This window comes from Roseinatronobacter sp. S2, from assembly GCF_029581395.1.
Classification (GTDB): domain Bacteria; phylum Pseudomonadota; class Alphaproteobacteria; order Rhodobacterales; family Rhodobacteraceae; genus Roseinatronobacter.
In genome coordinates, this window is sequence record NZ_CP121113.1 from 1,194,419 (window position 1) to 1,215,001 (window position 20,583).

Here is a 20,583-nt window from a genome sequence, read left to right on the forward strand (position 1 = left end):
AAGACAGGGAAACATGATGGCACAATTCCAACTTTTCCTGTTGGCACCTGACCGGGTTTGCGCGCGGTCAGGCAGACTTTGCCGCAGCACGAAACCGGCTTGCACAAAAGCCTATAGGCATGGCTGAAACCCTGCCTTTCCATCCCCAATCCCGTATTTCAGGAGGTATCGCATATGGTGAAATTTCTACATCCGGTCCTTCCGCGTGGTCTGTGCCGCATCGGGCATATGCGCGCGCCGGTCATGGCCTGTATGATGGTCTGGCCTGTCTGGCTGTCCCCTGTCCATGCCGATCAGACCGAAGCGCCTGTCATCGCGCCAGACGCATCCTTGCCCGCGCAGTCAACGCAACCGTTGCGCGTCACGGGAATCGACGCCACGGCAATGCCCGGCGCAGGCGATGTCGCGCAGGAATTTACCCACGCCCCCGGCCTTGTCCCCATCGACCCGATGGATCTGGAGTATGAGATAGCGCAGATCCTGCATTCCGCACAGGACACGGTCATGGCGCCGGGGGTAGGGCTGTCCCCGTTGACAAAAAGCATTGTTGCGGTGCAGGCGCATGACAGCCGCCTGCCCAGCGTCCGCTACCACCTAAGTTACGCCCAAGCCGAAGCCACAGTTACAGCGGGCGGCGCGACCGGGCTGGTCAGCCTGATCGAATTGCGGCGCTTCAATCTTGGCCCTGCCCGCCATGCCCAGATCGTGGCAGAGCATGGCGCGGAAAACACCGCCCCACTGGACGCGTTTGGCGAAGGTCCGCATCTTGTCTGGCGTTTCGCGATGCAGGGATTGCGCGGCGTGGATGCGGTGATCCTGTCTGCCGCGCGCGGCGAAATTGACACGCCGGAACGGGATTGTCTGGGGTTTCATTGCCTGATGGCAGACTCCATCATTCCGCATATCGCGGACTGGCAGATGGGGCCTGCGACGCAGGCACCGCAGTTCCGCCCGTCATATGATGAAATATGGCAGGGTGCCCCTTCCAGCCCGGCAATGCTGGATATGCTTGCGTTGCATAACGGGTTGGCCAAGGCAGCGCCGGGGCGCGACGATGCACGCTGGCGCGCGTTCGAATGGCGCGAAGGCGCAAGGGCAGGCACGCCCTTCGTTGATGTCATTGTCGAGATCGGATTATGGCAGGGGGCGGGGGCCGAGGTGATGCTGCGTGACACGGACCTTATGGATCATGAGTTGCAAACGATCTGGTATCGCCTTGGTGCGTTCTCCGGCCCGCAGGGGGCTGAAATCCAGCCCTTTCAAGCGGCGGAAAAATGGCCTGACCGCCGGTAAGCCGCGCCATCCCCACAGTTTGTATCATGAAAGGAACGTATATGTATTGCCGCGAAACCCCCAAAAGCCGCCGCCTGACCCTTGCCGTATGTCTGGCGCTTTTCGTCCTGACCCTGTCCTTCCTGCCCCGGCCAGTCAGTGCAGACAGCGAGATGACAGATTTCGCCTTCGAGATGATCGATCCGGGTTTCTGCGCCGCGCCCCCGCCACAGGTGCCGGACGCGCAGGTGCGTTCGTCGGTGTCTGAACGGCCTGAAGACTTTACCGTGCGCGGCGAAGTTGCGGCACCTGTGTCTGCCGTTTTGCGCGGCGACGGGTTCTTTGCGCGCGGCAGCGGCCGCAACGCCATTGCCAGCACAATCTATACAGGTGTTTTGTCCGACAGCGGCGCAATCTCTTTCCTGTGTCTGGCGCTCGTGCCGGTGAACGAGATGAACCTGACCGAAGGCGACGCCATGCTGCGCGGTCCGGATAGCGACCCCCAAGACGGCGATTACTACATGGTTCTTGGCCGTATTCTGGAACGTGATGCCGACGGGGCCGGTCATGTGGTGGGCGACATTGAAATCGCCGATGGCACACTGCAATTCAAGGCCGATCATGGCGACGAGATTGAAGGCAGCCTTGCGCTGATTGGCGACATGTCGGACGGCACAGCGCTGGATGTCAGGTTTGATTTCAAACTGATCGAGGATGACTATGTCCGCTTCATTGACCTGTCCGGCGACTAAGGCGCGGCCTGTGGTGTCCGGTATTGGAATGAAAAAAGGGGTGCGAATACGCCCGTATTACCCCGTCGTATCGCAGCCAGTCTGCTTTTGATGGCGGCCGTCATGCTGTCCATACAAAATGTCGCGCAGGCCAGCGAAATCACATAGCGCGTGGTGAAGGTCGCGCCCAATGACGTGCTGAATGTGCGTTCGGGTGCGGGCGCGTCGCATGGAATTGTCGGTATGTTCCCACCTGCTGCGCGTGACATCCGCATCACCGGACGGATACGCACCCTGAACAGCGGCGCAGTCTGGGTCGAGGTTCGGTCACTGGCGCTGCCCGACGGGGTTGGCTGGGTCAATGGGCGGTTTCTGGGCCGGATCTAGCGCGGGCAGTGGTTGCGCTGGCGTCTCCGCGCCTCATGCGGGTCGCTATTGCTAGGCCAAATGATGCCGCGTTGCAGCCGTGGTGAAATCCGGTCTGCCAGCAAGGGACAGACCGGAACAGGGCAGTTTGCGCCATTTGCTTCGCGCAGCAGGCACAAACTGCCCCGCAGTCCAGCAAAAGGGCGGCTACACCGGGTGAATGATCATCACAGTGACCGTGTAGACAGCGGTGCCCACGAAGAAACCCAGCACCAGCCACAAACGCAGAGTGTCCATCTGCGACCTCCATATTTTCATGTGAAATTTTTGCCCCACCCGCGATGCGGGCAAAGCTGCGCAGATCACATGACGTGCGGTGGCGCGCGTGCAGGGTTGCCGGCGATGGTGCGGTGCAGATGTGGCGCGGCATACGCGGTGCCCTGCAACATGCGCGATATGGGGCAGGGCGGGGCGCAATCCGGACCGGCTTGACACCAGTGCGCATCTGCGGCGGCTGTCGGTTCTGCCTGACGGCGGGCGCTGTCATTCCCTGCAAGTTCGGGGCAGGGTGCGGCCAGTGTGACAGGTTGCGCGTCCTGTGTCTGAAAGTCATCAGATGCATAAGCATAGGCTTGATGCAGCCCGCTTATGGTCAGGATAACAATCAGGAAACTGGCTATGTAACGCATGTTCGCGCGGGTCCAAAAGGGACAACATGTCGATTTACCCGCAATTGCTGGGCCTTGTCCATCCGGCTTGATGTGTGCGCACCACACTGTTGCGTGTGACTAACGGGATTATTGCACAAACCCTGTATGTGGGGGGCGGGCGCAGGGCAATCATTCCTTTGGGGGCTGGCCCTCGATGGCTTCCAGTGCTTCGATGGATGGCGGTGTTTCCGACACGCTTGGGTGTGCTTCTTCTTCGGCTTGCTTTGCGGCTTCGCGCTCTGCCTCTCGCAGCAGCAATCGTTCTATGCGCATGGTCAACAGACGATCGGTTTCGGTCTTTAGCGCCAGTTCATGCGACAGGTCCCGATACAGGGACACGGCAATCAGGATCATCAGCAGCATGAAGGGAAATGCCGCGATGATTGACACGGTCTGCAAACTTTCCAGCCCGCCTGTCAGCAGCAAAACCACCACCAGCATCAACTGCAACCCCGCCCACAGAACGCGAATGGTCGTCGTCGGGTTCAGCACCCCTTTCGAGGTGAACATGCCCAGCACAAACGTCGCCGCATCCGCCGAGGTGATCAGAAAAAGGCACACCAGCACGATGGCCGCAGCCGTCAGCACCCCGCGGAGGGGAAGCTGTTCGAGCATGACAAAAAGCCCAGAGGGAACTTCGTGCGCAACCGCATCGGCAATGCCTGCATTCGCGAAGATTTCAAAGTGAATTGAAGCGCCCCCAAAGACCGAAAACCACAGCATGCTTAACGCCACCGGCACGATCATCACACCAAGCACGAATTCGCGTATTGTCCGCCCGCGCGAGATGCGCGCGATGAAACTGCCCACGAAAGGCGCCCAGCTTAGCCCCCATGCCCAGTAGAACATTGTCCACTGCTCGACCCAGCGCGCATCGGAAAACGGGGTTGTCACAAGGCTCATCTGCACGACATTGCCCAGATAATCACCCAAGGTCTGGGTCATGACACCAAAGATGAAGGCGGTGGGGCCAAAGGCCAGCACAAACAGCAGAAGAATGCCCGCCAAAGCCATGTTGAAATTACTGAGCAGGCGCAATCCCTTGTCCAGCGGCGTCATGGCCGACAGAATGAATAACCCGCCCACGACCGCAATGATGCCAAATTGTGCAGGGAAGCCATAGGGAATATCGGTCAGGCGCGACACCCCGCTGTTGATCTGCAACGCCCCAAGGCCCAGTGTTGTCGCCACACCAAAGACGGTGGACACGACTGTCAGAATATCAATCGCCTTGCCCCATCCGGTATCCACCCTGTCCCCCAGAAGCGGCCGGAGCGTTTCGCTGATCAGGCCAAAACTGTGATGACGAAACCGCACATAGGCGATGGCCAGCCCCACAAGGGCAAAATTCGCCCATTGATGCAGCCCCCAGTGAAAGAAAGCATAGGTCATGCCGGTTTGCGCGGCATCCGTCGTGCGCGGCAAGCCGCTGCCCATGGGCGGTTCATTGAAATGCATCATGGGTTCAGCCACACCCCAGAACACCAGCCCCACGCCCATGCCAGCCGAGAAGATCATCGCCAGCCAGCTGGAAAAGGAAAATTCCGCAGGCTCGTCTTCCGCGCCCAGCCGGATATTGCCGAAACGCGACACCCCAAGAAAAAGCACGAACCCCACAAAGACCGTGATGACCAACAGATACATCCAGCCAAGATTGCTTGCCGTGACGTTCAGAACGACCAATGCAGTCTGGCCCACCGCGTCAGGCGCAATGGCTGCGGCCGTGACAAACACAAGGATTATGGCCGCCGACACCCGAAAGACGACGCCGACATCGCCCAACAAGGTCTTGGTCGGTATGGCTGGGAATTTCATGGGTACTCCGGGCAGATGGTGGCAAGATAAGACAACGCCGCAAGCGGCATAGTGTTCGGGGGGCAGGGTATAGGCAGAAATTGCTACGGGGTCAAAAACGCGCCTATGCGGCACTCGCGCCCGTGCGATCAGTCGTCATCGACATCGACCAAATCAGCGATTTCAGGCGCAATCAGGCCAGAATGAACTGCCAGTAGAATAAGCTTTGCATCGCGCGATGCCCCGTCAGTGATGGCCTCGTCCACACGGTGTTCGGTCTGGTCGGCAATGTCCATGCCATTGTTTGATGCAAACTGTTCATGGCCCAGTATGCAATAGGCAAGCAGTTGGGCGGCTTGCGCGAAAGCGGCCTTTCGTCCCAGGGCCGCGACCTGCGTTTTGTAAAGCTGCATGACGGTCAGCTTCACAGGGTCCGGCACAAGCATCGGATGCACCCCGAATGCCCGAAATGCGTCATCAAGCGCATTCATCGCGCTAGAGCGGCCCAGAAGATCGAAGAAACGAAACATCACCAAACAATAACAGGTTCTGGGTCAGGCTCCAGCCGTCATTTACGGCTGCGGGTGGTTCTAGCGGGCCGGTTTGATCAACGCCTCAAACGGCAGGCCCAGACGCGCTTCGGCATGCAAGACCACCTGCGCGGCTGCGCGTGCATCCTCGCCCGCGTCATGGTGCCGGAAATCAAGGTTCAGAACCTTCTTCAGGTTGCCCAGACCATGCCCGCCATTTCCCTTAAGTTCCGGCCATGCCCGCCGTGCGATTTTGACACTGTCCGACCAGCGAAAATCAGGGGCGTCCCTTCCATAGGTGCGACTGGCAGCGTTCACGGCCTGCTTGTCGAAATTGCTGTGTTGAACAAGATGGTGGCGCGACAAAAGCGGAAACAGCACCTCCAGCACCTGATCAAAGCGGGGGGCGGTGGCAACATGAACCGGACCAATCCCGTGCAGGCGGATGTTAAACGCATCAAAATCCGTGCAGGGGTTCACCAGTGTCGAGAATGTATCAATCCGGTTGTCCGGCCAGACGCAGGCCAGCCCGATCTGGCAGATGCTGGCGGCATCCCTGCATGCGGTTTCCACGTCCAGCGCGATGAAGCGGAAATCACCTTCGGGGGGACGCGCGTGCATCACATCACCCCCGCAACCGGTTGCTTATGCAGGATTGCGCGTCGCGCGCAGGCCCGCTGTGATGGTGTTCTGGAACGGGGCGGGCAGGGCAGGGCCATATGATTTCCTGTTTCTTCGCCAGAATCTTAGCTAAATTTCCAGCGCTTTGCGACCAGCCAATCATGATGGCGTCTGCTTTGCTTCGCGCAGGATGATGATGATCCCGCTTGATACAATGATTGCCGCGCCCAGAATGGTCCAGAGCATTGGAATATCGCCCCAGATCAGCCAGCCAAGCCCGGTGGCCCAGATCAGCGCGGTATAGTCAAACGGGGCCACGATGGCGGCAGGGGCCATGCGAAAGGCCTGCCCGATCAGCGCAAGGCCAAGGCTGCCGAAAACCGCGATTGCGACAAACAAGGCCATGTCACCCGCTTGCACCGGTGTCCAGTTGGCGACGGCAAAGGGGGCCGAATACAGCAACGGAAACAGCATGGCGAACAGCATCATCGTCCACAATCGTTCAGCGCGGTCAATCCAGCGGGCACTGATCATGAAGATGGCATAACACAGCGCCGTGCCCACCGGCAGCAGTGCCGCCAACTGAAACGCCGCACTGCCCGGACGCACAATGACCAGCACACCCACAAAACCCAGCAGCACCGCACCCCAGCGCCGCCAGCCGACATGTTCGCCCAGAAGGGGCACCGACAGGGCCGTGATGAAAATTGGCGCCGAGAAGACCAGCGCTGTCGCTTCGGCCAAAGGCATATACATCAGCGCTGTAAAATAAAGCCACGCGCCCACAACCATCAGCGCCCCGCGCAGCGCATGCAGGCGCAGATGGTTTGTGTGCAACGTGGCTTTACCAAAGGCCAGCATGATCACTGCGGCAATGATGGGCACAGCGATCAGATTGCGCAAAAACACAATCTGGATGGGGGCGTAGCGATCCGTCAGCAGTTTTGCGACTGCGTCATTTGCCACCAGAAAGGCAACGCCCGCGCAAATGGTCAGGATTGCCAGTGGCGTTTCGCGTGCATTCAAAACAGCGGCGCTGCGCATCCTGCGTCCCCCCGATAGATGTTCATCTGCCTGTGCTATCAGAGCAGCGATCAGGATGCGAGGGCGATGCCCCCGCCGTCGGACTGGCGACGTGCCTGCGCGTTTCATGTCCCCAAGGTGATCGGGTTGCCGCGCATGCATTCGGTGCGGACTTGACACTGCACCGCCCGGCGCGCCATGCTGCATACAGCAACCCTTGGCTGCCCTTCAGGTAAACGTTCTCATGCACCCGTGCCAGACCTGTCCCTTGCGCAAGCATGACCTGTTTACGCCCTTCACCCCGGAAGATCTGCATTTCATGATGGAATTCCGCGCAGGCGAGGTGACTTTGTCACCCGGCGCAGCACTTTATCACGAAGGGGATGAGACAGACTATTTTTTCACCGCCCGCGAAGGTCAGGGGGCGCGGTTCAAGTACCTGCCGAATGGCGAGCGGCAGCTGGTGAACTTCATTTTTCCCGGTGATCTGGTGGGATTTCAGGCCATGCTGGCGGGCGGGGCCGCAACCTCGGCCATAGCGGCAAGCGAAATGTTGCTTTGCCGGTTTGAAAAACGCAGGCTGGCCGATCTGTTTCGCAACAACCCGTCGCGGGCATACGCCTTGACATGGATTGCCGCCGTAGAGGAGCATTTCCTGAATGAGACCATCGCCACCTTGGGCCAGCGCACTGCGCCGCAACGTATGGCTTGGGCGCTTCTGAAAATTCATCGAAGGTTGGCTGCTGTTGGTCTGGCACCAAACGGGTTGGCACAGTTTCCCTTCAAGCAGCGCGATCTGGCCGACGCGCTTGGGTTGTCACTGGTTCATACCAACAAGACCCTTGCGCGGCTGCGCCCGCTTGTCACCTGGACAAACGGCCTGTTGCAGATATGTGATGCCAACGCGCTGTCGGAACTTGCGTTGGCCGACACATCACCGCCGCCTGATCGCCCGCTTCTATAGGCGTGTGGCAAAGCCCGCCACCATCTGTTCCAGATCCTCGGTGAAAAATGGCACGGCCAGCACCGGATAAGGCGGCGGGGTTTCGGATACATGCACGGAATCATGCATCAAGATGACATGCGCACCGCGTTGTTCCAGTTGCGGCCGCAAAGCGCTGTGCATAAAGGCCTCTGGCGACAATTGCACAACAGCAAGCCGCAGGGATGCGCCTTCGGTCAGATCCGCCATCAGGGCAAGCGCTTCTTCCTCGGTTCCGGCAACCATCGGAATGCCCACGCCCAGCTGCTCCAGCGTCGTGGAAACATCTTTTGCCACAATCGAAAAATTCACGAAAACAAGGAAATTTCCATCCATTTCAGCCCAGCACCTTCTTGTTGCACAGGCAGCATATGCGCAGAATTTACGACAGCGCGGTATAAACTACGACATAGCTAAAGCATGTCGCGCAAAAGTGGGAACGGGTTTTACGCTTCCCGGACATGCGTCATCAACAGGTCAAAGGCGGGGGCGTGACTACAAATGAACGCGGGCACGCCCTGACGCGGGTTTCACATCATCACTGCCGGATATGCATTATGGTTTTCTTGGGCCATGGTGCCTTTCGCTGGATGCATGCGCGCTGTCCAACCCGCACGATCGCGCCGGACGCATGGGGGCGGGGCCCGCGCTACTGGCTTGGGGACCGGCAGATGAGTGGTCTGAAAAATCGTTAAGGAACCGGCAAGGCTATTGCAGTGAAATGCGTTTTTGAATGCAACGAAATAGCATTTAAGGAATTGTATTTATTTGTTTAATTTCGAGACGCTTGCGAAAGCGGGATCGCCTGTTTTTGGGGGTGTTCCCAAGCCGTTGCCGACGGAATTTGCGGCCCTTTCCTGACCCAAATCGGCAAATCCCCGCCGACATCTTCAGTGGCAAGGAAACCGGAATGCGCATGTCAGGGTTGTGATAACAGGGCGGAAGGTCTTCCTCAAAAGGGGGCAGTATCCCGCCGAAATAGGAGGTTATCATGAAAAGACTACTTTTAACTTCATCACTTGTCGTTCCGTTTCTGCTTGGATCGGCATTCGCGCAAGATGCGCCCGCGACACCTGATCAGGCGGATCCCTTGGTCGGTGAACAAACCGACACCATGTCCGATGATGCACTTGATATGGATGATGCACTGGATATGGATGAACCAGCAGATGAAGGGGCCAGTGCTGAACCCGCCCCAGAACCCGCAGGCGACACCATTGTGCAGCAGCAGGCTTCGAACGAGCTGCGGGTAGACTGGATCACGGGCACAACTGTCCGCTCGCTTCAGGATGAAAGCATCGGTAGCATCGGTGATCTGATTATCGATCAGGAGACGAACACGATCACCGCCGCGGTCCTGTCTGTCGGTGGTTTCCTGGGTATTGGCGCGAAACAGATTGCAGTGCGCTTTGACGAACTGGAGATCGACTTTGACGCGCGCGAAATCCAACTTGATATGACACGCGAGCAAGCCGATGAAGCGCCTGAATATGTGTTCCGCGAACGCACGGACGCTCCTGCACCTGTGGTTACCAATGGCGCGGATGCGCCACTTGCGCCGCTGGACTGACAGGCCCAAGGCCGGGGCAAAGCACATAAAGTGCTTGTCCGTATGACATGACCAAGGGCGCCCGATCTGTTCGGGCGCCCTTGCCATATCTGCAACATCTTCTGACTATACCCGTCGGGTTCATTTCCGCAGTCGTTCAATGCCATGCGGGGGAATAAGATCCCCGCAGACAAGCCGGCTTAGTATATGTGGAAGCGGGGGCACCATCGACATCGGAAACAGCAGCCGGTCACGCAGCACAGGCAGAATGCGACTGTCCGACTGGTATTGCGGGGTGAAGGCCCAGCTCATCGTTTGATAGATGCGCACATGCCAGCGTCTTGTTCGCGCATATAGCTGCATTGCGCGCGCGCCATCCCCCTGCGCCTGTTCCCATGCCTGCGCCAGTGCCCATGCATCCAGCAGCGCCATATTCGCGCCCTGCCCAAGTTGCGGACTGGCGCGGTGGGCCGCATCGCCGATATGGACAATGCCGTGGCCCCATGGTTTGCGCAATGTGCCGTGGCTGTAGCGCGCCATCGCCATCTGTTCCGGTTCGGTGATCTGGTCTGCAAATGGCGCGTATTCCGGCCAGAGTGCGGCGGCCTCGGCCCGCCATTGCGTGACGCCGTGCTTGCGCCAGTTTTCATGACTTGATGCGGGAAGCGACCAGAAGATCGCGGCCTTTTGTGCCCCGTCGCCGGGCAGGGTGCCTATGGGCAGAACGCCCAACATCCGCGATGCCCGGCGATAAATCTGGCGCAGTTCATCGCAGGGCAGGCCGGTCTGTTCAGGCCAGTCGACCGTCGCCCAAAGCGCGCCGTATCGTAGTGGTCTGGCGCGCAGTGGTGACAAGGGCGAACGTGCGCCACTGGCATCGATGATCATCTGGAACGGTCCGGCATCCTTGCGCCCCTCAAAACACAGCCGCCGGTCATGTTGCCCTGTCACCTTATGTCCGGTGACAATTTCTGCCCCTGCGCTGATTGCCGCGTCCAGCAATACCGCAAAAAGCGCTGCGCGATGAATGCCCAACCCGAAGCGCGCCCCGCCGGGGCGATCATAATGCACATCCAGAACACGATGACCGCCATCCGCTTCATGGCCCAGCATGCGGTGAATGCGCGTGCCCAACGCAAGGGCCGCATCGCCCGCGCCAATCTGATGCAGGACGTTCAGGCCCACAGGCTGGATAACCAGCCCCGACCCCACAGGGCGGGCCTGATCAAACTGGTCAAAGACGACCACGCGATGCCCTGCCTGCGCCAGCGCTGCGGCTGCGGCCAACCCGCCGATTCCGGCACCTGCGACGGCAATATGGGTGTCATGCTTCATGCCTGTTTTACTTTCCAGCGTATTTTGTTCGCGCAAACATGGCTGGTGGGTACACCAAGGACGATCAGGTTTCCAGCGCCGGACCGGATGTTCGGCACCTGGCGTTTGCTACGGCCATGCCACCTGCAAGCCCTGTGACAACGGCGCTGCGCATGCAGCAGGGGAACCGCTGAATGCGGTTTCGCCTGAATACCTTGCTTATGCGCTGTCTGGCAGGGTTGTGCGCAAGCCTGCCATGGCAGGTGCATTCACGCCGCGAAGTCTGATCGCGCCTGTGCGCGTCCAGTCTTGGGCCAGCGGATGAAGATGATTGCGGGGTTTTCAATGCCGTCCTGAACCAAGGTTGCTGGCAACTGATCCAGCATGCAACGTGTCACCCTTTCGCGCGGGGTTGATGCATTGCTTATGATCTCGACCTCAAGGGACATGGGGGTTCCTGCATCTTGCAGGCTGCGAACGATGCACGATGCTTTCTTGACACCCATGTAAACGGCAAGCGTTGTGCCGGGCCGGAGCATGGCAGCCCAGTCGGGGTCCGGGTCACCCGGTTTGCAGGCGGCTGTGGCCAGCATCAAGCGATCGGTCGCCCCGCGTTCGGTCAACCCGCGGCCAAGGCTGGCCGCTGCCGCACTTGCGGATGTCACGCCGGGGACAATCTCGATCGGGATATGTGCTGCGTGTGCGGCATCAAGTTCTTCGGCCAGACGGCCAAAAATGCCCGGATCACCGGATTTCAGCCGCACGACCTTGCGCCCCTGTTTTGCTGCGGCAACGATGACCGCGTTGATCCGGTCTTGCGGCCACGAACTGGCACCAACTTCCTTGCCGACAAACACCCGTTCGGCATCGCGGCGGGCAAGGTCCAGCACGGCAGGGTCAACCAGACGGTCATAATAGATCACATCGGCGTCTTGCAGCAGGCGCAGCGCGCGCAGGGTCAGCAAATCCGCAGCCCCCGGTCCGGCCCCCACCAATGCGATGGACCCCTGCATCTGCCCTGCGCCAGTTGCCGCCAGCGTGTCCTTGATCAGGGTTGCCGCCTCGCGTGCGGCGCCGCGCGCCATGGCCTGACGGGGCGGTCCGTTGAACACCCAATCCCAGAAGAAGCGCCGTTCATCGCGTGGAATGCGGCGGGCCACTTCGGGGCGCAGGCGTCCGGCCAGTGCCGCAAGCCCGCCCAGACCCGGTTCCAGAAGCGTTTCCATTCTGGACCGGATCTGACGGGCCAGAACGGGTGCGGTCCCTTCGGTCGAGATGGCCACCACAACCGGATCACGATCCACGATCGACGGTGTGACCGCGTCGCATAATGCGGGCCGGTCCACCACATTGACCACCACACCCGCTTCCTTGGCCAGTGCATGGGCGGCGTAATCCAGTCCCACGCACCCTGTCGCCACGAAAACCAGCGCCGCGCCGCGAAACACATCGACCGACAGGGTCTTGACCTGCGTGGCGCGCCCTTCACGGACCAGCGCGGTCAGTTCGGGATCAAGATCCGGGGCAACCAGCACAATGCGCGCTTCGGTTTTCAGGATAAGGCGCGCCTTTTGCGCGGCCTGTTCGCCACCGCCCACGATGACGACATGGCGACCAGCCATTTGCAGAAACATCGGAAAGGTTTTCATGGCGCACTGGCTCCTTGCTGAAATCGGGTTGCTTGGGTGCTTGGGCGGCGGTCGTCCCACAGGGCTTTTGCCAGGTCACTGGCGTTATCCGGCGTGTGGCCAAGGGCAATCAGCGCAGCCGCCGCCGTGCCGGTGACGATGGATTGCGCGAATTCATCCTGAAGCGTGCCGTGCCACAGGGCCTGTAGGGCGTCGGGCGCAAATGTGGCATCGGCCAGTTTGCGCGCCTGATCCAGCAGCGGTGGCAGCACGGTTTCCATGGGCACGCCCGCACGCAGGCGAAACAGCGTAACATCCTTGCTCGGGTTGCGTTCAAATTCGCCGCCGCCGCCTTTCAGGATGCACAGATCGTGCTGGGACAGGGCCGCGCCTGCCGCTTGTTGCAGGTTGCGGTAAGGGGGGTGGAACACGCCCTGCACGGCGGCGCGCGCGCCCGCCGGATTAAGCACGCGGCAGACGGTGTTCACGCAAGACCGCAGGCCCAGAACCTCGCGCAGGCGCAACAGGTCCAGCGCGCGCGGGGCGAAGGTTTCCAACGGCAGATAGGTGATGCCATGGCGGTCCAGCAGGCGTGCGGCGTCATCGGGACCGCGTGCCTGACAGATCCCCGCATATGACAGGCTTGATCGCACATCGGCCCCGTCGGACTGGTGCGAATTCCACCCATGCAGCAGCACCCGCGCGCCGCTTTGCGCAACTAGCCTTGCCGCCAGCAAGAACCATGGCAGGCCACGCGTGCGCCCGGCGGCATAGCTTGGCCAATCCAGATCGACCTGCGGCAGGGTTGGGATTGTGCTGCGCATGGCCCGCACGAAGCCTGCGATTTCATCGGGGATTTCGCCGCGATAGCGCATCAGCATCAGCATCGCGCCAATGGCGTGCGGGTCGGCCTTGCCCGACAGGATCAGGTGCATGGCGTCCTCGGCTTCAGGCCCTGTCAGGTGGCGCGCGCGCCCCGGCCCGCGCCCCATGGCGTGGATATAGGGTGCAAGGGTCATTCTGCCGCCTCCAGCCGTCCGGCCAGAAGGGCGGCCAGTTCGGGGCGGCAGGACCCGCAGCTTGTGCCGGCCTGTAGCGCTGTGCCGATATCCTCGACCGAGATCAGATTTTGCGCTGCAATCGCCGCTGTGATCGTGTTCAGCCCGACATTCAGGCACGCGCAGACCGTTGGGCCGGGATCGACCACACCTGCACCGGGGCGACCGGCCAGCAGGGCCGCGCCCGCCTGTCCGACCTGTGCCGCCAGATGCCCGCGCGCAAGCTGCACGGGTTCAGGCGCGGCAAACAGCGCGGCAAGCGTGCGCCCGTCCTGCATGAACGCCAGCCTGTGCGTGCCGCGTTTGCGGTCTGCGACACTCAGACAGGTGGCGTCCGGCAAGTTGAACAGGGCGCGCCCATAGACCTCCCAATCTACGGGCGCCTCCATCCCTGCCAACTCGCACCGCCAGCCGCCAGCGTGGCGCGCGCGCGCCCAATAGGCGGCATCGGGCGTTTGTGGCCCGACTGATACGGCAAAGCCATACCATGCAGGGCTTAAAGCAGTGACTGCCACCACCGAAGCCTTGCTTTCGGGTTGGCCTGATACGGGGTCGGTGACGGCCGCGACCAGTGCATCCACGCGGCCTGTGGGGGCTGTGTCCCCTGTCCAGTGCATGGGGGCAAAGATCTGCCCGCGCTGAACACGGTCCGTGATGGCCACGCGCAGGATCGCCGCACCCTGTGGGCTGGTGACGCGCGCAAGTGTTGCGGGTGCAAGACCAAGGGTGGTGGCGTCGTCCGGGTGGATTTCCAAAAACGGCTCGGCAATATGCTGGTTCAGGCGCGGCGAAAGGGCTGTGCGTGTCATCGTGTGCCACTGGTCGCGCACACGGCCCGTGTTCAGGCGAAACGGATAGTGCGGCGCTGTCTTGGCCACGGGCAGGCGCGGGGTGATCGGCAGCATCCGCGCGCGCTGATCGGGGGTGAAGAACCCGCCATCTGCAAAGAACCGCCCGCCCAGTTGGCGCGCGCTGACTGGCCAGCGGGTGGGGGGCAGGGCGTCATAGTCGGCCTGCGCCAGCCCTGATATGTCGAAATCGCGCCCCAGATTGCCCGCCACGCCCGACAGGGTTGCATATTCGCGGAACACAGCGCCTGCATCCTCCCAATCAAACGCATCGCCCCAGCCCATGCGCGCGGCCACATCCGCGATCATGCGCCAGTCATCGCGGGCTTGCCCCGGTGCGGGCAAAAACGCGCGCTGGCGACTTATGGTGCGGTCGGAATTGGTGACAGTGCCGGATTTTTCGCCCCATGCGGTTGCGGGCAGGATCACATCGGCCAGCCGTGTGGTGTCGGTCTGGGTGACATCGCTGACCACCACGAAATCGCAGTTCTTGATCGCGCGCGCTACGGCATCGGCATCGGGCATGGACACGGCGGGGTTGGTGTGGATGATCCACAGCGCCTTGATCTGGCCTTGGGCCACGGCGTCAAACATCTCGACCGCTTTCAGGCCGGGTTTGTCGGCCATGGTGGGGCTGTTCCAGAAGCCCTGCACGGCGTCGCGGTGGGCGGGGTTTTCGATGTCCAGATGGCAGGCCAGCATATTGGCCAGCCCCCCCACTTCGCGCCCACCCATGGCATTGGGCTGGCCGGTGACAGAGAACGGCCCCATGCCGGGGCGGCCAATGCGACCAGTTGCAAGGTGACAGTTGAGGATCGCGTTCACCTTGTCGGTGCCGCTTTCAGATTGGTTGATCCCTTGGGAATAGACGGTGACGACACGTTCGGTTGTGGTGAACCAGTCAAGGAAAGTGGCCAGATCACCCGCAGGTAGCCCGGTCATGGCAGGGTCGGAGGCACAGGCGCTGGCAAGTGCCGCGTCAAACCCCGCGACATGGCGCGCGACGTAGGTTTCATCCACAGCACCGCGATCTGCCAGCGCGACAAGGGCGGCGTTGAACAGCGCGGCATCACTGCCCGGCGCAAGTGCCAGATGCAGATCGGCAATGTCGCAGGTTGCCGTGCGGCGCGGATCAACCACCACAACTTTTGTGCCACGCGCCTTTTTCGCAGCAACCAGCCGCTGATAAAGCACCGGATGGCACCATGCCAGGTTGCTGCCCACCAGCACAACCAGATCGGCCTGATCCAGATCGTCATATGTGCCGGGCACAGTGTCCGCGCCAAACGCGCGTTTGTGGCCCGCAACCGATGACGCCATGCACAGCCGCGAGTTCGTGTCGACATTGGCCGTGCCGACATAGCCTTTGATCAGCTTGTTGGCGGCGTAGTAATCCTCGGTCAGCATCTGGCCGGACAGGTAGAACGCCACGCTGTCGGGGCCGTGGTCGCGGATGGCTGTCTGAAACCGGTCTGCCACCAGATCAAGTGCCGCGTCCCATGTGGCGGTCTGGCCGTCCACCTGTGGTGTCAGAATGCGCCCGTCCAGCCCCAGCGTTTCACCCAGCGCCGTGCCTTTGGAGCACAGCCGCCCGAAATTTGCCGGATGGTCGGGGTCGCCCTTGACGCTTGCACCGCCCGCCCCGTCCGGTGTGACCAGAACCCCGCAGCCCACGCCGCAATAGGGGCAGGTGGTGCGGACCCCGCTCATGCAGCAGCCCCCCGGATCAGGCGCTTGGCATCCAGCAGAATGCGTCCGCCCTCGATGCGCGCGGGGTATGTCGCAACCGCCCCCTCATCCGCGCCCTGTGCCATGCCGGTTTCCAGTGAAAACACCCAGTTATGCAAGGGGCAGGTGACCGCATGACCATGCACGATGCCTTCTGACAACGGCCCGCCCTTGTGCGGGCAGCGGTCGTCGATGGCAAAAACCTGATCATCGCCCGTGCGAAACACCGCCACGCAACCATGCACGGTTTTCACCACGCGCGCACCCCGTTGGGGAATGTCATTCAGCGCGCCAATATCCAGCCAGTTTTGATTGGGCCAGTTCATTCCGCAGCCTCCTTCGTCAGATCGGCTAATGGGGCGAAATCGGCCCTCGCCTGCGGGGTTGCGCGGTCTGCCCACGGGTCGCGCTGATAGATGGTTTGCGACAGATCGAACCGTTTGATCAGGGCCGCGCGATTGTCCATATCCTCGACAATCTGCGCCTGCACCCATTCCAGCCCGACCTTGGCCAGCCATTTGTAGGGCCGGTCCAGATATTTGGCGTGTTCGCGGTACAGCTGGACAAAGGCCACGGTCAGATCGATGGCTTCCGCTTCCGTCGCGACCTTGGCCAGACGTTCGGTTTCCTTCAGGTCCATGCCTGCCGCACCACCCACGCCAATTTCGAACCCGGAATCGACACAAACAATGCCCACATCCTTGCAGGTGGCCTCGGCGCAGTTGCGCGGGCAGCCCGACACGGCCAGCTTGACCTTATGCGGGGTCCATGACCCCCAAAGGCGTTTTTCCAGCTTGATGCCCAGACCTGTGGAATCCTGCGTGCCAAAGCGGCAGAAATCCGTGCCCACGCAGGTTTTGACCGTGCGCAGCCCTTTGGAATAGGCATGGCCAGAAACCAGCCCCGCCGCGTTCAGATCGGCCCAGATATCGGGCAGATGTTCCTTTTTGACACCCAGCAGGTCAATACGCTGACCACCTGTGACCTTGACCGCCGGAATGTCGTATTTGTCGGCGGCGTCCGCAACCGCGCGCAATTCGCGCGGGTTGGTCATGCCGCCCCACATGCGCGGCACCACAGAATATGTGCCGTCCTTTTGAATGTTGGCGTGGTTGCGTTCATTGACAAAACGGCTTTGCGCATCATCGTGATAATCTTCCGGCCAATCGGCCAGCAGATAGAAATTCAGCGCAGGGCGGCAGACATGGCAGCCACAGGATGTTTTCCAGCCCAACTCCTGCATGACAGCCGGCATGGATTTCAACTCGCGCGCCTTGATCAGGCGGCGCACATCTTCATGCGTCAGGTCGGTGCAGCCGCACATGGGTTGCGCGGCCGGCATCTTGAACGCATCGCCAAGGGTGCTGGCCAGAACCTGTTCCACCAGCCCGGTGCAGGTGCCGCAGGACGCGCTGGCCTTGGTCTGTGCCTTGATATCGGCAAGGGAAGTCGCACCCCCTTCGATCGCCGAAACGATGGTGCCTTTGCAAATGCCGTTACAACCACAGATTTCCGCATCAAGCGGCAAGGCTGCAACGGCTGCCAAAGGGTCCGCGCCGGTCCCTCCCTGATAGGCGGGGCCAAAGATCAGCGTGTCACGCATATCCGAAATATCCGTGCCATCCTTGATCAGGCCAAAGAACCAGGACCCGTCGCCCGTTTCGCCATACATGACGGCACCAATCAGGCGGTTATCCTCGATCACCAGCCGCTTGTAGACGCCGCGCGCAGGGTCGCGGAACACGATATCCTCGCGCCCGTTCGCATCGGCGAAATCGCCTGCGCTGAACAGGTCCACGCCTGTGACCTTCAGTTTGGTTGCGGTCTGGACGGGCTGAAAGGCCGCGTCCTTGTTCAGCAGGGTCGCAGCAACGACTTTCGCCTGATCATATAGCGGGGCGACCAGCCCGAAAAGCTGCGCGTTATGCTCCACACATTCGCCGACTGCCAGAATATCGGGGTCAGACGTGACCATCTGGTCATTCACCGTAATCCCGCGCCCGATTTCCAAGGCGGCATCGGTTGCGATGCGCACCTCCGGGCGAATGCCCACCGCCATGCACACCTGATCTGCGTCATACACGGTGCCATCGTCCAGCAACACCGCCTCTACCCTGTCCGTGCCCAGAATGGCCTTGGTGGCGCCCTTGCAATGCACGGTGATGCCGCGCGCCTCCAGATCCTTTTGCAGCAGGTAGCCTGCGGCGGGGTCCAGCTGGCGCTCCATCAGATGGCCCATCAGGTGAATAACTGCCACCTCCATGCCGCGCGCCTTCAGCCCTGCCGCCGCTTCCAGCCCCAACAGGCCACCGCCGATAACGACCGCTTTTGCGCCGGGTTTGTCGGATGCGTCGATCATGGCCTGTGTGTCATCCATGTCGCGGTAAGTGATCACACCGGGCAGGTCGTGGCCGGGCACCGGAATGATAAACGGGGCCGATCCCGTGGCGATCAGCAGCTTGTCATAGGGCGCGCCGCCCTCGTTGGAATAGACGACCTTGTTTTCGCGGTCGATACGCACCACGGCCTCGCCAAAGCGGCAGTTGATCTTATGCTGCGCATAGAAATCATCATCATGGGTGACGATGTCCTGATAGGTCTTTTCACCAGACAGAACCGGCGAAAGCATGATGCGGTTATAGTTCCCGCGCGGTTCAGCATTGAACAGGGTTACGTCCCAGCCTTCCGGTTCAGCCGCCAGAAGATGTTCCAGCACCCGCCCGGAAGCCATGCCCGCGCCGATGATTACGAGTTTGCGTTTCATCACGCGGCATCCTTCTTCTTGTCCGCGCCATGTTCATAATCCTCCAGGAATTGCAGAACCTCTGCGCGGTAATTGTAGTAATCGGGGTGTTCCAGCAGCGCCTTGCGGGTGCGCGGGCGGGGCAGGTTCACATCGACAATCTTGCCGATGCGCGCGCGCGGGCCATTGGTCATCATCACCACGCGGTCGGCCAGCAGGATCGCTTCATCCACGTCATGGGTGACGCAGATCGCAGTCACCTTGGTGCGCGACCACACCTCCATCAACACTTCCTGCAATTCCCAGCGCGTCAGGCTGTCGAGCATGCCAAAAGGTTCATCCAAAAGCAGCAGCTTGGGGCTAAGTGCGAAGGCCCGCGCAATGCCCACGCGTTGTTTCATGCCGTTTGACATGTCCGCCGCCTGCCGGTCCATCGCATCGCCCAGCCCCACGCGTTCAAGGTAGTATTCCACCACGTCCTGACGCTCACTCCGCGAAGCGCGCGGGTATACGCGGTCCACACCCATGGCCACGTTTTCCTTGGCGGTCAGCCACGGGAACAGGCTGGGGGCCTGAAACACCACAGCGCGTTCGGGGTCCGCGCCGCGCACTTCCATCCCGTCCAGCTTGATCGCGCCGCCCGAGATGTCATTGAGGCCCGCAGCCATGGTCAGAACTGTGGACTTACCGCAGCCCGAATGCCCGATCAGGCTGATGAATTCGCCCTTCTTCATCTTCAGATCAAACCGGTCCACCACGGTCAGCGGCCCTTCCGGTGTGGGATACACCTTGGAGAGTTGCGAGAATTCCAGATACTTCTCATCAAGCCCGCTTTTGGCGGCCTGGGCATAGGCTTTGGGTGTGCCGTGAAGGGGCGTGACCTGTGGTAGGACCCGCGTTTCCTCGACCTTGGCGGCGATGCCCACATCCATCAGGTATTTCGTCACATCCGCGCGCAGTTTCTTGAACACCGGATCGTTGTTCATGGCGGTGCGCGCGCGTGGCCGCGGGATAGCCACTTTGAACGCCGCACCCAGCGTGCCATCAGGGTTCAGCGGGATAATCCGGTCGGCCAGCAGCAGCGCTTCATCCACGTCATTGGTAATCAGCACCACGGTTTTCTGATCGGCCTGCCAGATCTGCGTAATCTCGTCTTGCAGATTGGCGCGCGTCAGCGCATCCAGCGCCGACAGGGGTTCATCCAGCAGCAGAACTTCGGGGTTCATGGCCAAGGCCCGCGCGACTGACACACGCTGGCGCATACCGCCCGACAGTTCCGCAGGCCGACGCCCCTTGGCGTGGCTCAGGCCCACCATGGCGATGAACTTGTCCACCATGGCAGCACGCGCTGCACGGCTGGCGGATTTATGCACGGCATCGACCGCCAGCGCCACGTTGCCCGCCACTGTCAGCCATGGCATCAGCGAATAGGACTGGAACACCAGCCCCCGTTCCGGCCCCGGCCCGGTGATGGGCTTGCCCCTGAACAGAACCTGCCCGCTGTCAGGCTGGGCAAGGCCCGCGATCTGGTTGATCAGCGTTGTTTTGCCAGTGCCTGAAAACCCGAGGATCGCCAGAAACTCGCCCTCGTTCACCGACAAGGAGATGTCTTTCAGAACTTCCTCGCGGTTCAGCCCTGTGCCAAAACCCTTGCAGACATTTTTGAATTCCAGAATGGTCATTGTG

Annotated in this window: 18 protein-coding genes; 5 read left to right on the forward strand and 13 right to left on the reverse strand. The window is 61.0% G+C overall.

Features of this window, described 5'->3' with window-relative positions:
• Positions 1 to 174: 174 nt before the first annotated feature.
• The 3 genes from P8S53_RS05575 (at position 175) to P8S53_RS05585 (ending at position 2,390) form a co-directional block, all read left to right on the forward strand.
• Positions 175 to 1,293: a hypothetical protein gene (locus tag P8S53_RS05575; protein ID WP_277806156.1), complete on the forward strand. Its 1,119-nt coding sequence runs from the start codon at positions 175 to 177 to the stop codon at positions 1,291 to 1,293.
• Positions 1,294 to 1,319: 26 nt separating this feature from the next.
• Positions 1,320 to 2,024, forward strand: a complete 705-nt coding sequence (locus P8S53_RS05580; protein WP_277806157.1) for a hypothetical protein — start codon at positions 1,320 to 1,322, stop codon at positions 2,022 to 2,024.
• A 150-nt stretch (positions 2,025 to 2,174) separates the two neighbouring features.
• Positions 2,175 to 2,390 (forward strand): SH3 domain-containing protein, encoded by a 216-nt coding sequence (locus P8S53_RS05585; RefSeq protein ID WP_277806158.1) that lies wholly within the window; start codon positions 2,175 to 2,177, stop codon positions 2,388 to 2,390.
• A gap of 341 nt (positions 2,391 to 2,731) precedes the next feature.
• Here P8S53_RS05585 and P8S53_RS05590 read toward each other — a convergent pair whose 3' ends face one another.
• From P8S53_RS05590 to P8S53_RS05610, 5 genes are all read right to left on the reverse strand, one after another.
• A complete protein-coding gene (locus P8S53_RS05590) occupies positions 2,732 to 3,058 on the reverse strand; it encodes a hypothetical protein (RefSeq protein WP_277806159.1) in 327 nt (108 codons plus the stop codon).
• A gap of 150 nt (positions 3,059 to 3,208) precedes the next feature.
• Positions 3,209 to 4,894, reverse strand: coding sequence for a BCCT family transporter (locus tag P8S53_RS05595; protein WP_277806160.1), 1,686 nt, complete (start codon positions 4,892 to 4,894; stop codon positions 3,209 to 3,211).
• Positions 4,895 to 5,022: 128 nt separating this feature from the next.
• Positions 5,023 to 5,403 (reverse strand): hypothetical protein, encoded by a 381-nt coding sequence (locus P8S53_RS05600; protein ID WP_277806161.1) that lies wholly within the window; start codon positions 5,401 to 5,403, stop codon positions 5,023 to 5,025.
• A gap of 60 nt (positions 5,404 to 5,463) precedes the next feature.
• Positions 5,464 to 6,024, reverse strand: coding sequence for an exonuclease domain-containing protein (locus tag P8S53_RS05605; RefSeq protein WP_277806162.1), 561 nt, complete (start codon positions 6,022 to 6,024; stop codon positions 5,464 to 5,466).
• 159 nt (positions 6,025 to 6,183) lie between these two features.
• The gene (locus P8S53_RS05610; protein WP_277806163.1) at positions 6,184 to 7,068 is read right to left on the reverse strand and encodes a DMT family transporter; all 885 of its coding nucleotides are present in this window, start codon (positions 7,066 to 7,068) and stop codon (positions 6,184 to 6,186) included.
• Between the two features lie 247 nt (positions 7,069 to 7,315).
• Between P8S53_RS05610 and P8S53_RS05615 the strand changes: the two genes are divergently transcribed.
• The gene (locus P8S53_RS05615) at positions 7,316 to 8,011 is read left to right on the forward strand and encodes a Crp/Fnr family transcriptional regulator (protein ID WP_277806164.1); all 696 of its coding nucleotides are present in this window, start codon (positions 7,316 to 7,318) and stop codon (positions 8,009 to 8,011) included.
• On the opposite strand, the gene P8S53_RS05620 is transcribed toward P8S53_RS05615, so the two are convergent.
• Positions 8,006 to 8,365 (reverse strand): hypothetical protein, encoded by a 360-nt coding sequence (locus P8S53_RS05620; protein ID WP_277806165.1) that lies wholly within the window; start codon positions 8,363 to 8,365, stop codon positions 8,006 to 8,008. The two genes, P8S53_RS05615 and P8S53_RS05620, sit on opposite strands and share 6 nt — an antisense overlap.
• A 655-nt stretch (positions 8,366 to 9,020) precedes the next feature.
• On the opposite strand from P8S53_RS05620, the gene P8S53_RS05625 reads away from it, so the two are divergent.
• Positions 9,021 to 9,599, forward strand: a complete 579-nt coding sequence (locus P8S53_RS05625) for a PRC-barrel domain-containing protein (RefSeq protein WP_277806166.1) — start codon at positions 9,021 to 9,023, stop codon at positions 9,597 to 9,599.
• Between the two features lie 120 nt (positions 9,600 to 9,719).
• On the opposite strand, the gene P8S53_RS05630 is transcribed toward P8S53_RS05625, so the two are convergent.
• From P8S53_RS05630 to P8S53_RS05660, 7 genes are all read right to left on the reverse strand, one after another.
• The gene (locus P8S53_RS05630) at positions 9,720 to 10,913 is read right to left on the reverse strand and encodes an NAD(P)/FAD-dependent oxidoreductase (RefSeq protein WP_277806167.1); all 1,194 of its coding nucleotides are present in this window, start codon (positions 10,911 to 10,913) and stop codon (positions 9,720 to 9,722) included.
• A gap of 248 nt (positions 10,914 to 11,161) precedes the next feature.
• Positions 11,162 to 12,541, reverse strand: coding sequence for a siroheme synthase CysG (cysG, locus tag P8S53_RS05635; protein WP_277806168.1), 1,380 nt, complete (start codon positions 12,539 to 12,541; stop codon positions 11,162 to 11,164).
• On the reverse strand, positions 12,538 to 13,539 hold the full coding sequence (locus P8S53_RS05640) for a glycosyl transferase family protein (protein ID WP_277806169.1): 1,002 nt from the start codon (positions 13,537 to 13,539) through the stop codon (positions 12,538 to 12,540). The genes cysG and P8S53_RS05640 overlap by 4 nt, the downstream gene beginning before the upstream one ends.
• Positions 13,536 to 16,136 carry a nitrate reductase gene (locus P8S53_RS05645; RefSeq protein ID WP_277806170.1) on the reverse strand — a complete coding sequence of 867 codons (2,601 nt, stop codon included), beginning with the start codon at positions 16,134 to 16,136 and terminating at the stop codon, positions 13,536 to 13,538. Before P8S53_RS05645 ends, P8S53_RS05640 begins: the two co-directional genes overlap by 4 nt.
• Complete coding sequence (gene nirD / locus P8S53_RS05650) at positions 16,133 to 16,480, reverse strand: nitrite reductase small subunit NirD (RefSeq protein WP_277806171.1); 348 nt, start codon at positions 16,478 to 16,480, stop codon at positions 16,133 to 16,135. The genes P8S53_RS05645 and nirD overlap by 4 nt, the downstream gene beginning before the upstream one ends.
• On the reverse strand, positions 16,477 to 18,918 hold the full coding sequence (gene nirB / locus P8S53_RS05655) for a nitrite reductase large subunit NirB (protein WP_277806172.1): 2,442 nt from the start codon (positions 18,916 to 18,918) through the stop codon (positions 16,477 to 16,479). Before nirB ends, nirD begins: the two co-directional genes overlap by 4 nt.
• Positions 18,918 to 20,579, reverse strand: a complete 1,662-nt coding sequence (locus P8S53_RS05660; protein WP_277806173.1) for an ABC transporter ATP-binding protein — start codon at positions 20,577 to 20,579, stop codon at positions 18,918 to 18,920. The genes nirB and P8S53_RS05660 overlap by 1 nt, the downstream gene beginning before the upstream one ends.
• Positions 20,580 to 20,583: the final 4 nt, after the last annotated feature.

Excerpts from the sequence above, each read along its gene's own strand:
- P8S53_RS05575 (WP_277806156.1), top strand. The coding sequence starts at position 175 with ATGGTGAAATTTCTACATCCGGTCCTTCCGCGTGGTCTGTGCCGCATC.
- P8S53_RS05580 (WP_277806157.1), top strand. The coding sequence starts at position 1,320 with ATGAAAGGAACGTATATGTATTGCCGCGAAACCCCCAAAAGCCGCCGC.
- P8S53_RS05590 (WP_277806159.1), bottom strand. The coding sequence starts at position 3,058 with ATGCGTTACATAGCCAGTTTCCTGATTGTTATCCTGACCATAAGCGGG.
- P8S53_RS05595 (WP_277806160.1), bottom strand. The coding sequence starts at position 4,894 with ATGAAATTCCCAGCCATACCGACCAAGACCTTGTTGGGCGATGTCGGC.
- P8S53_RS05600 (WP_277806161.1), bottom strand. The coding sequence starts at position 5,403 with ATGTTTCGTTTCTTCGATCTTCTGGGCCGCTCTAGCGCGATGAATGCG.
- P8S53_RS05605 (WP_277806162.1), bottom strand. The coding sequence starts at position 6,024 with ATGCACGCGCGTCCCCCCGAAGGTGATTTCCGCTTCATCGCGCTGGAC.
- P8S53_RS05610 (WP_277806163.1), bottom strand. The coding sequence starts at position 7,068 with ATGCGCAGCGCCGCTGTTTTGAATGCACGCGAAACGCCACTGGCAATC.
- P8S53_RS05620 (WP_277806165.1), bottom strand. The coding sequence starts at position 8,365 with ATGGATGGAAATTTCCTTGTTTTCGTGAATTTTTCGATTGTGGCAAAA.
- P8S53_RS05625 (WP_277806166.1), top strand. The coding sequence starts at position 9,021 with ATGAAAAGACTACTTTTAACTTCATCACTTGTCGTTCCGTTTCTGCTT.
- P8S53_RS05630 (WP_277806167.1), bottom strand. The coding sequence starts at position 10,913 with ATGAAGCATGACACCCATATTGCCGTCGCAGGTGCCGGAATCGGCGGG.
- cysG (WP_277806168.1), bottom strand. The coding sequence starts at position 12,541 with ATGAAAACCTTTCCGATGTTTCTGCAAATGGCTGGTCGCCATGTCGTC.
- P8S53_RS05640 (WP_277806169.1), bottom strand. The coding sequence starts at position 13,539 with ATGACCCTTGCACCCTATATCCACGCCATGGGGCGCGGGCCGGGGCGC.
- P8S53_RS05645 (WP_277806170.1), bottom strand. The coding sequence starts at position 16,136 with ATGAGCGGGGTCCGCACCACCTGCCCCTATTGCGGCGTGGGCTGCGGG.
- nirD (WP_277806171.1), bottom strand. The coding sequence starts at position 16,480 with ATGAACTGGCCCAATCAAAACTGGCTGGATATTGGCGCGCTGAATGAC.
- nirB (WP_277806172.1), bottom strand. The coding sequence starts at position 18,918 with ATGAAACGCAAACTCGTAATCATCGGCGCGGGCATGGCTTCCGGGCGG.
- P8S53_RS05660 (WP_277806173.1), bottom strand. The coding sequence starts at position 20,579 with ATGACCATTCTGGAATTCAAAAATGTCTGCAAGGGTTTTGGCACAGGG.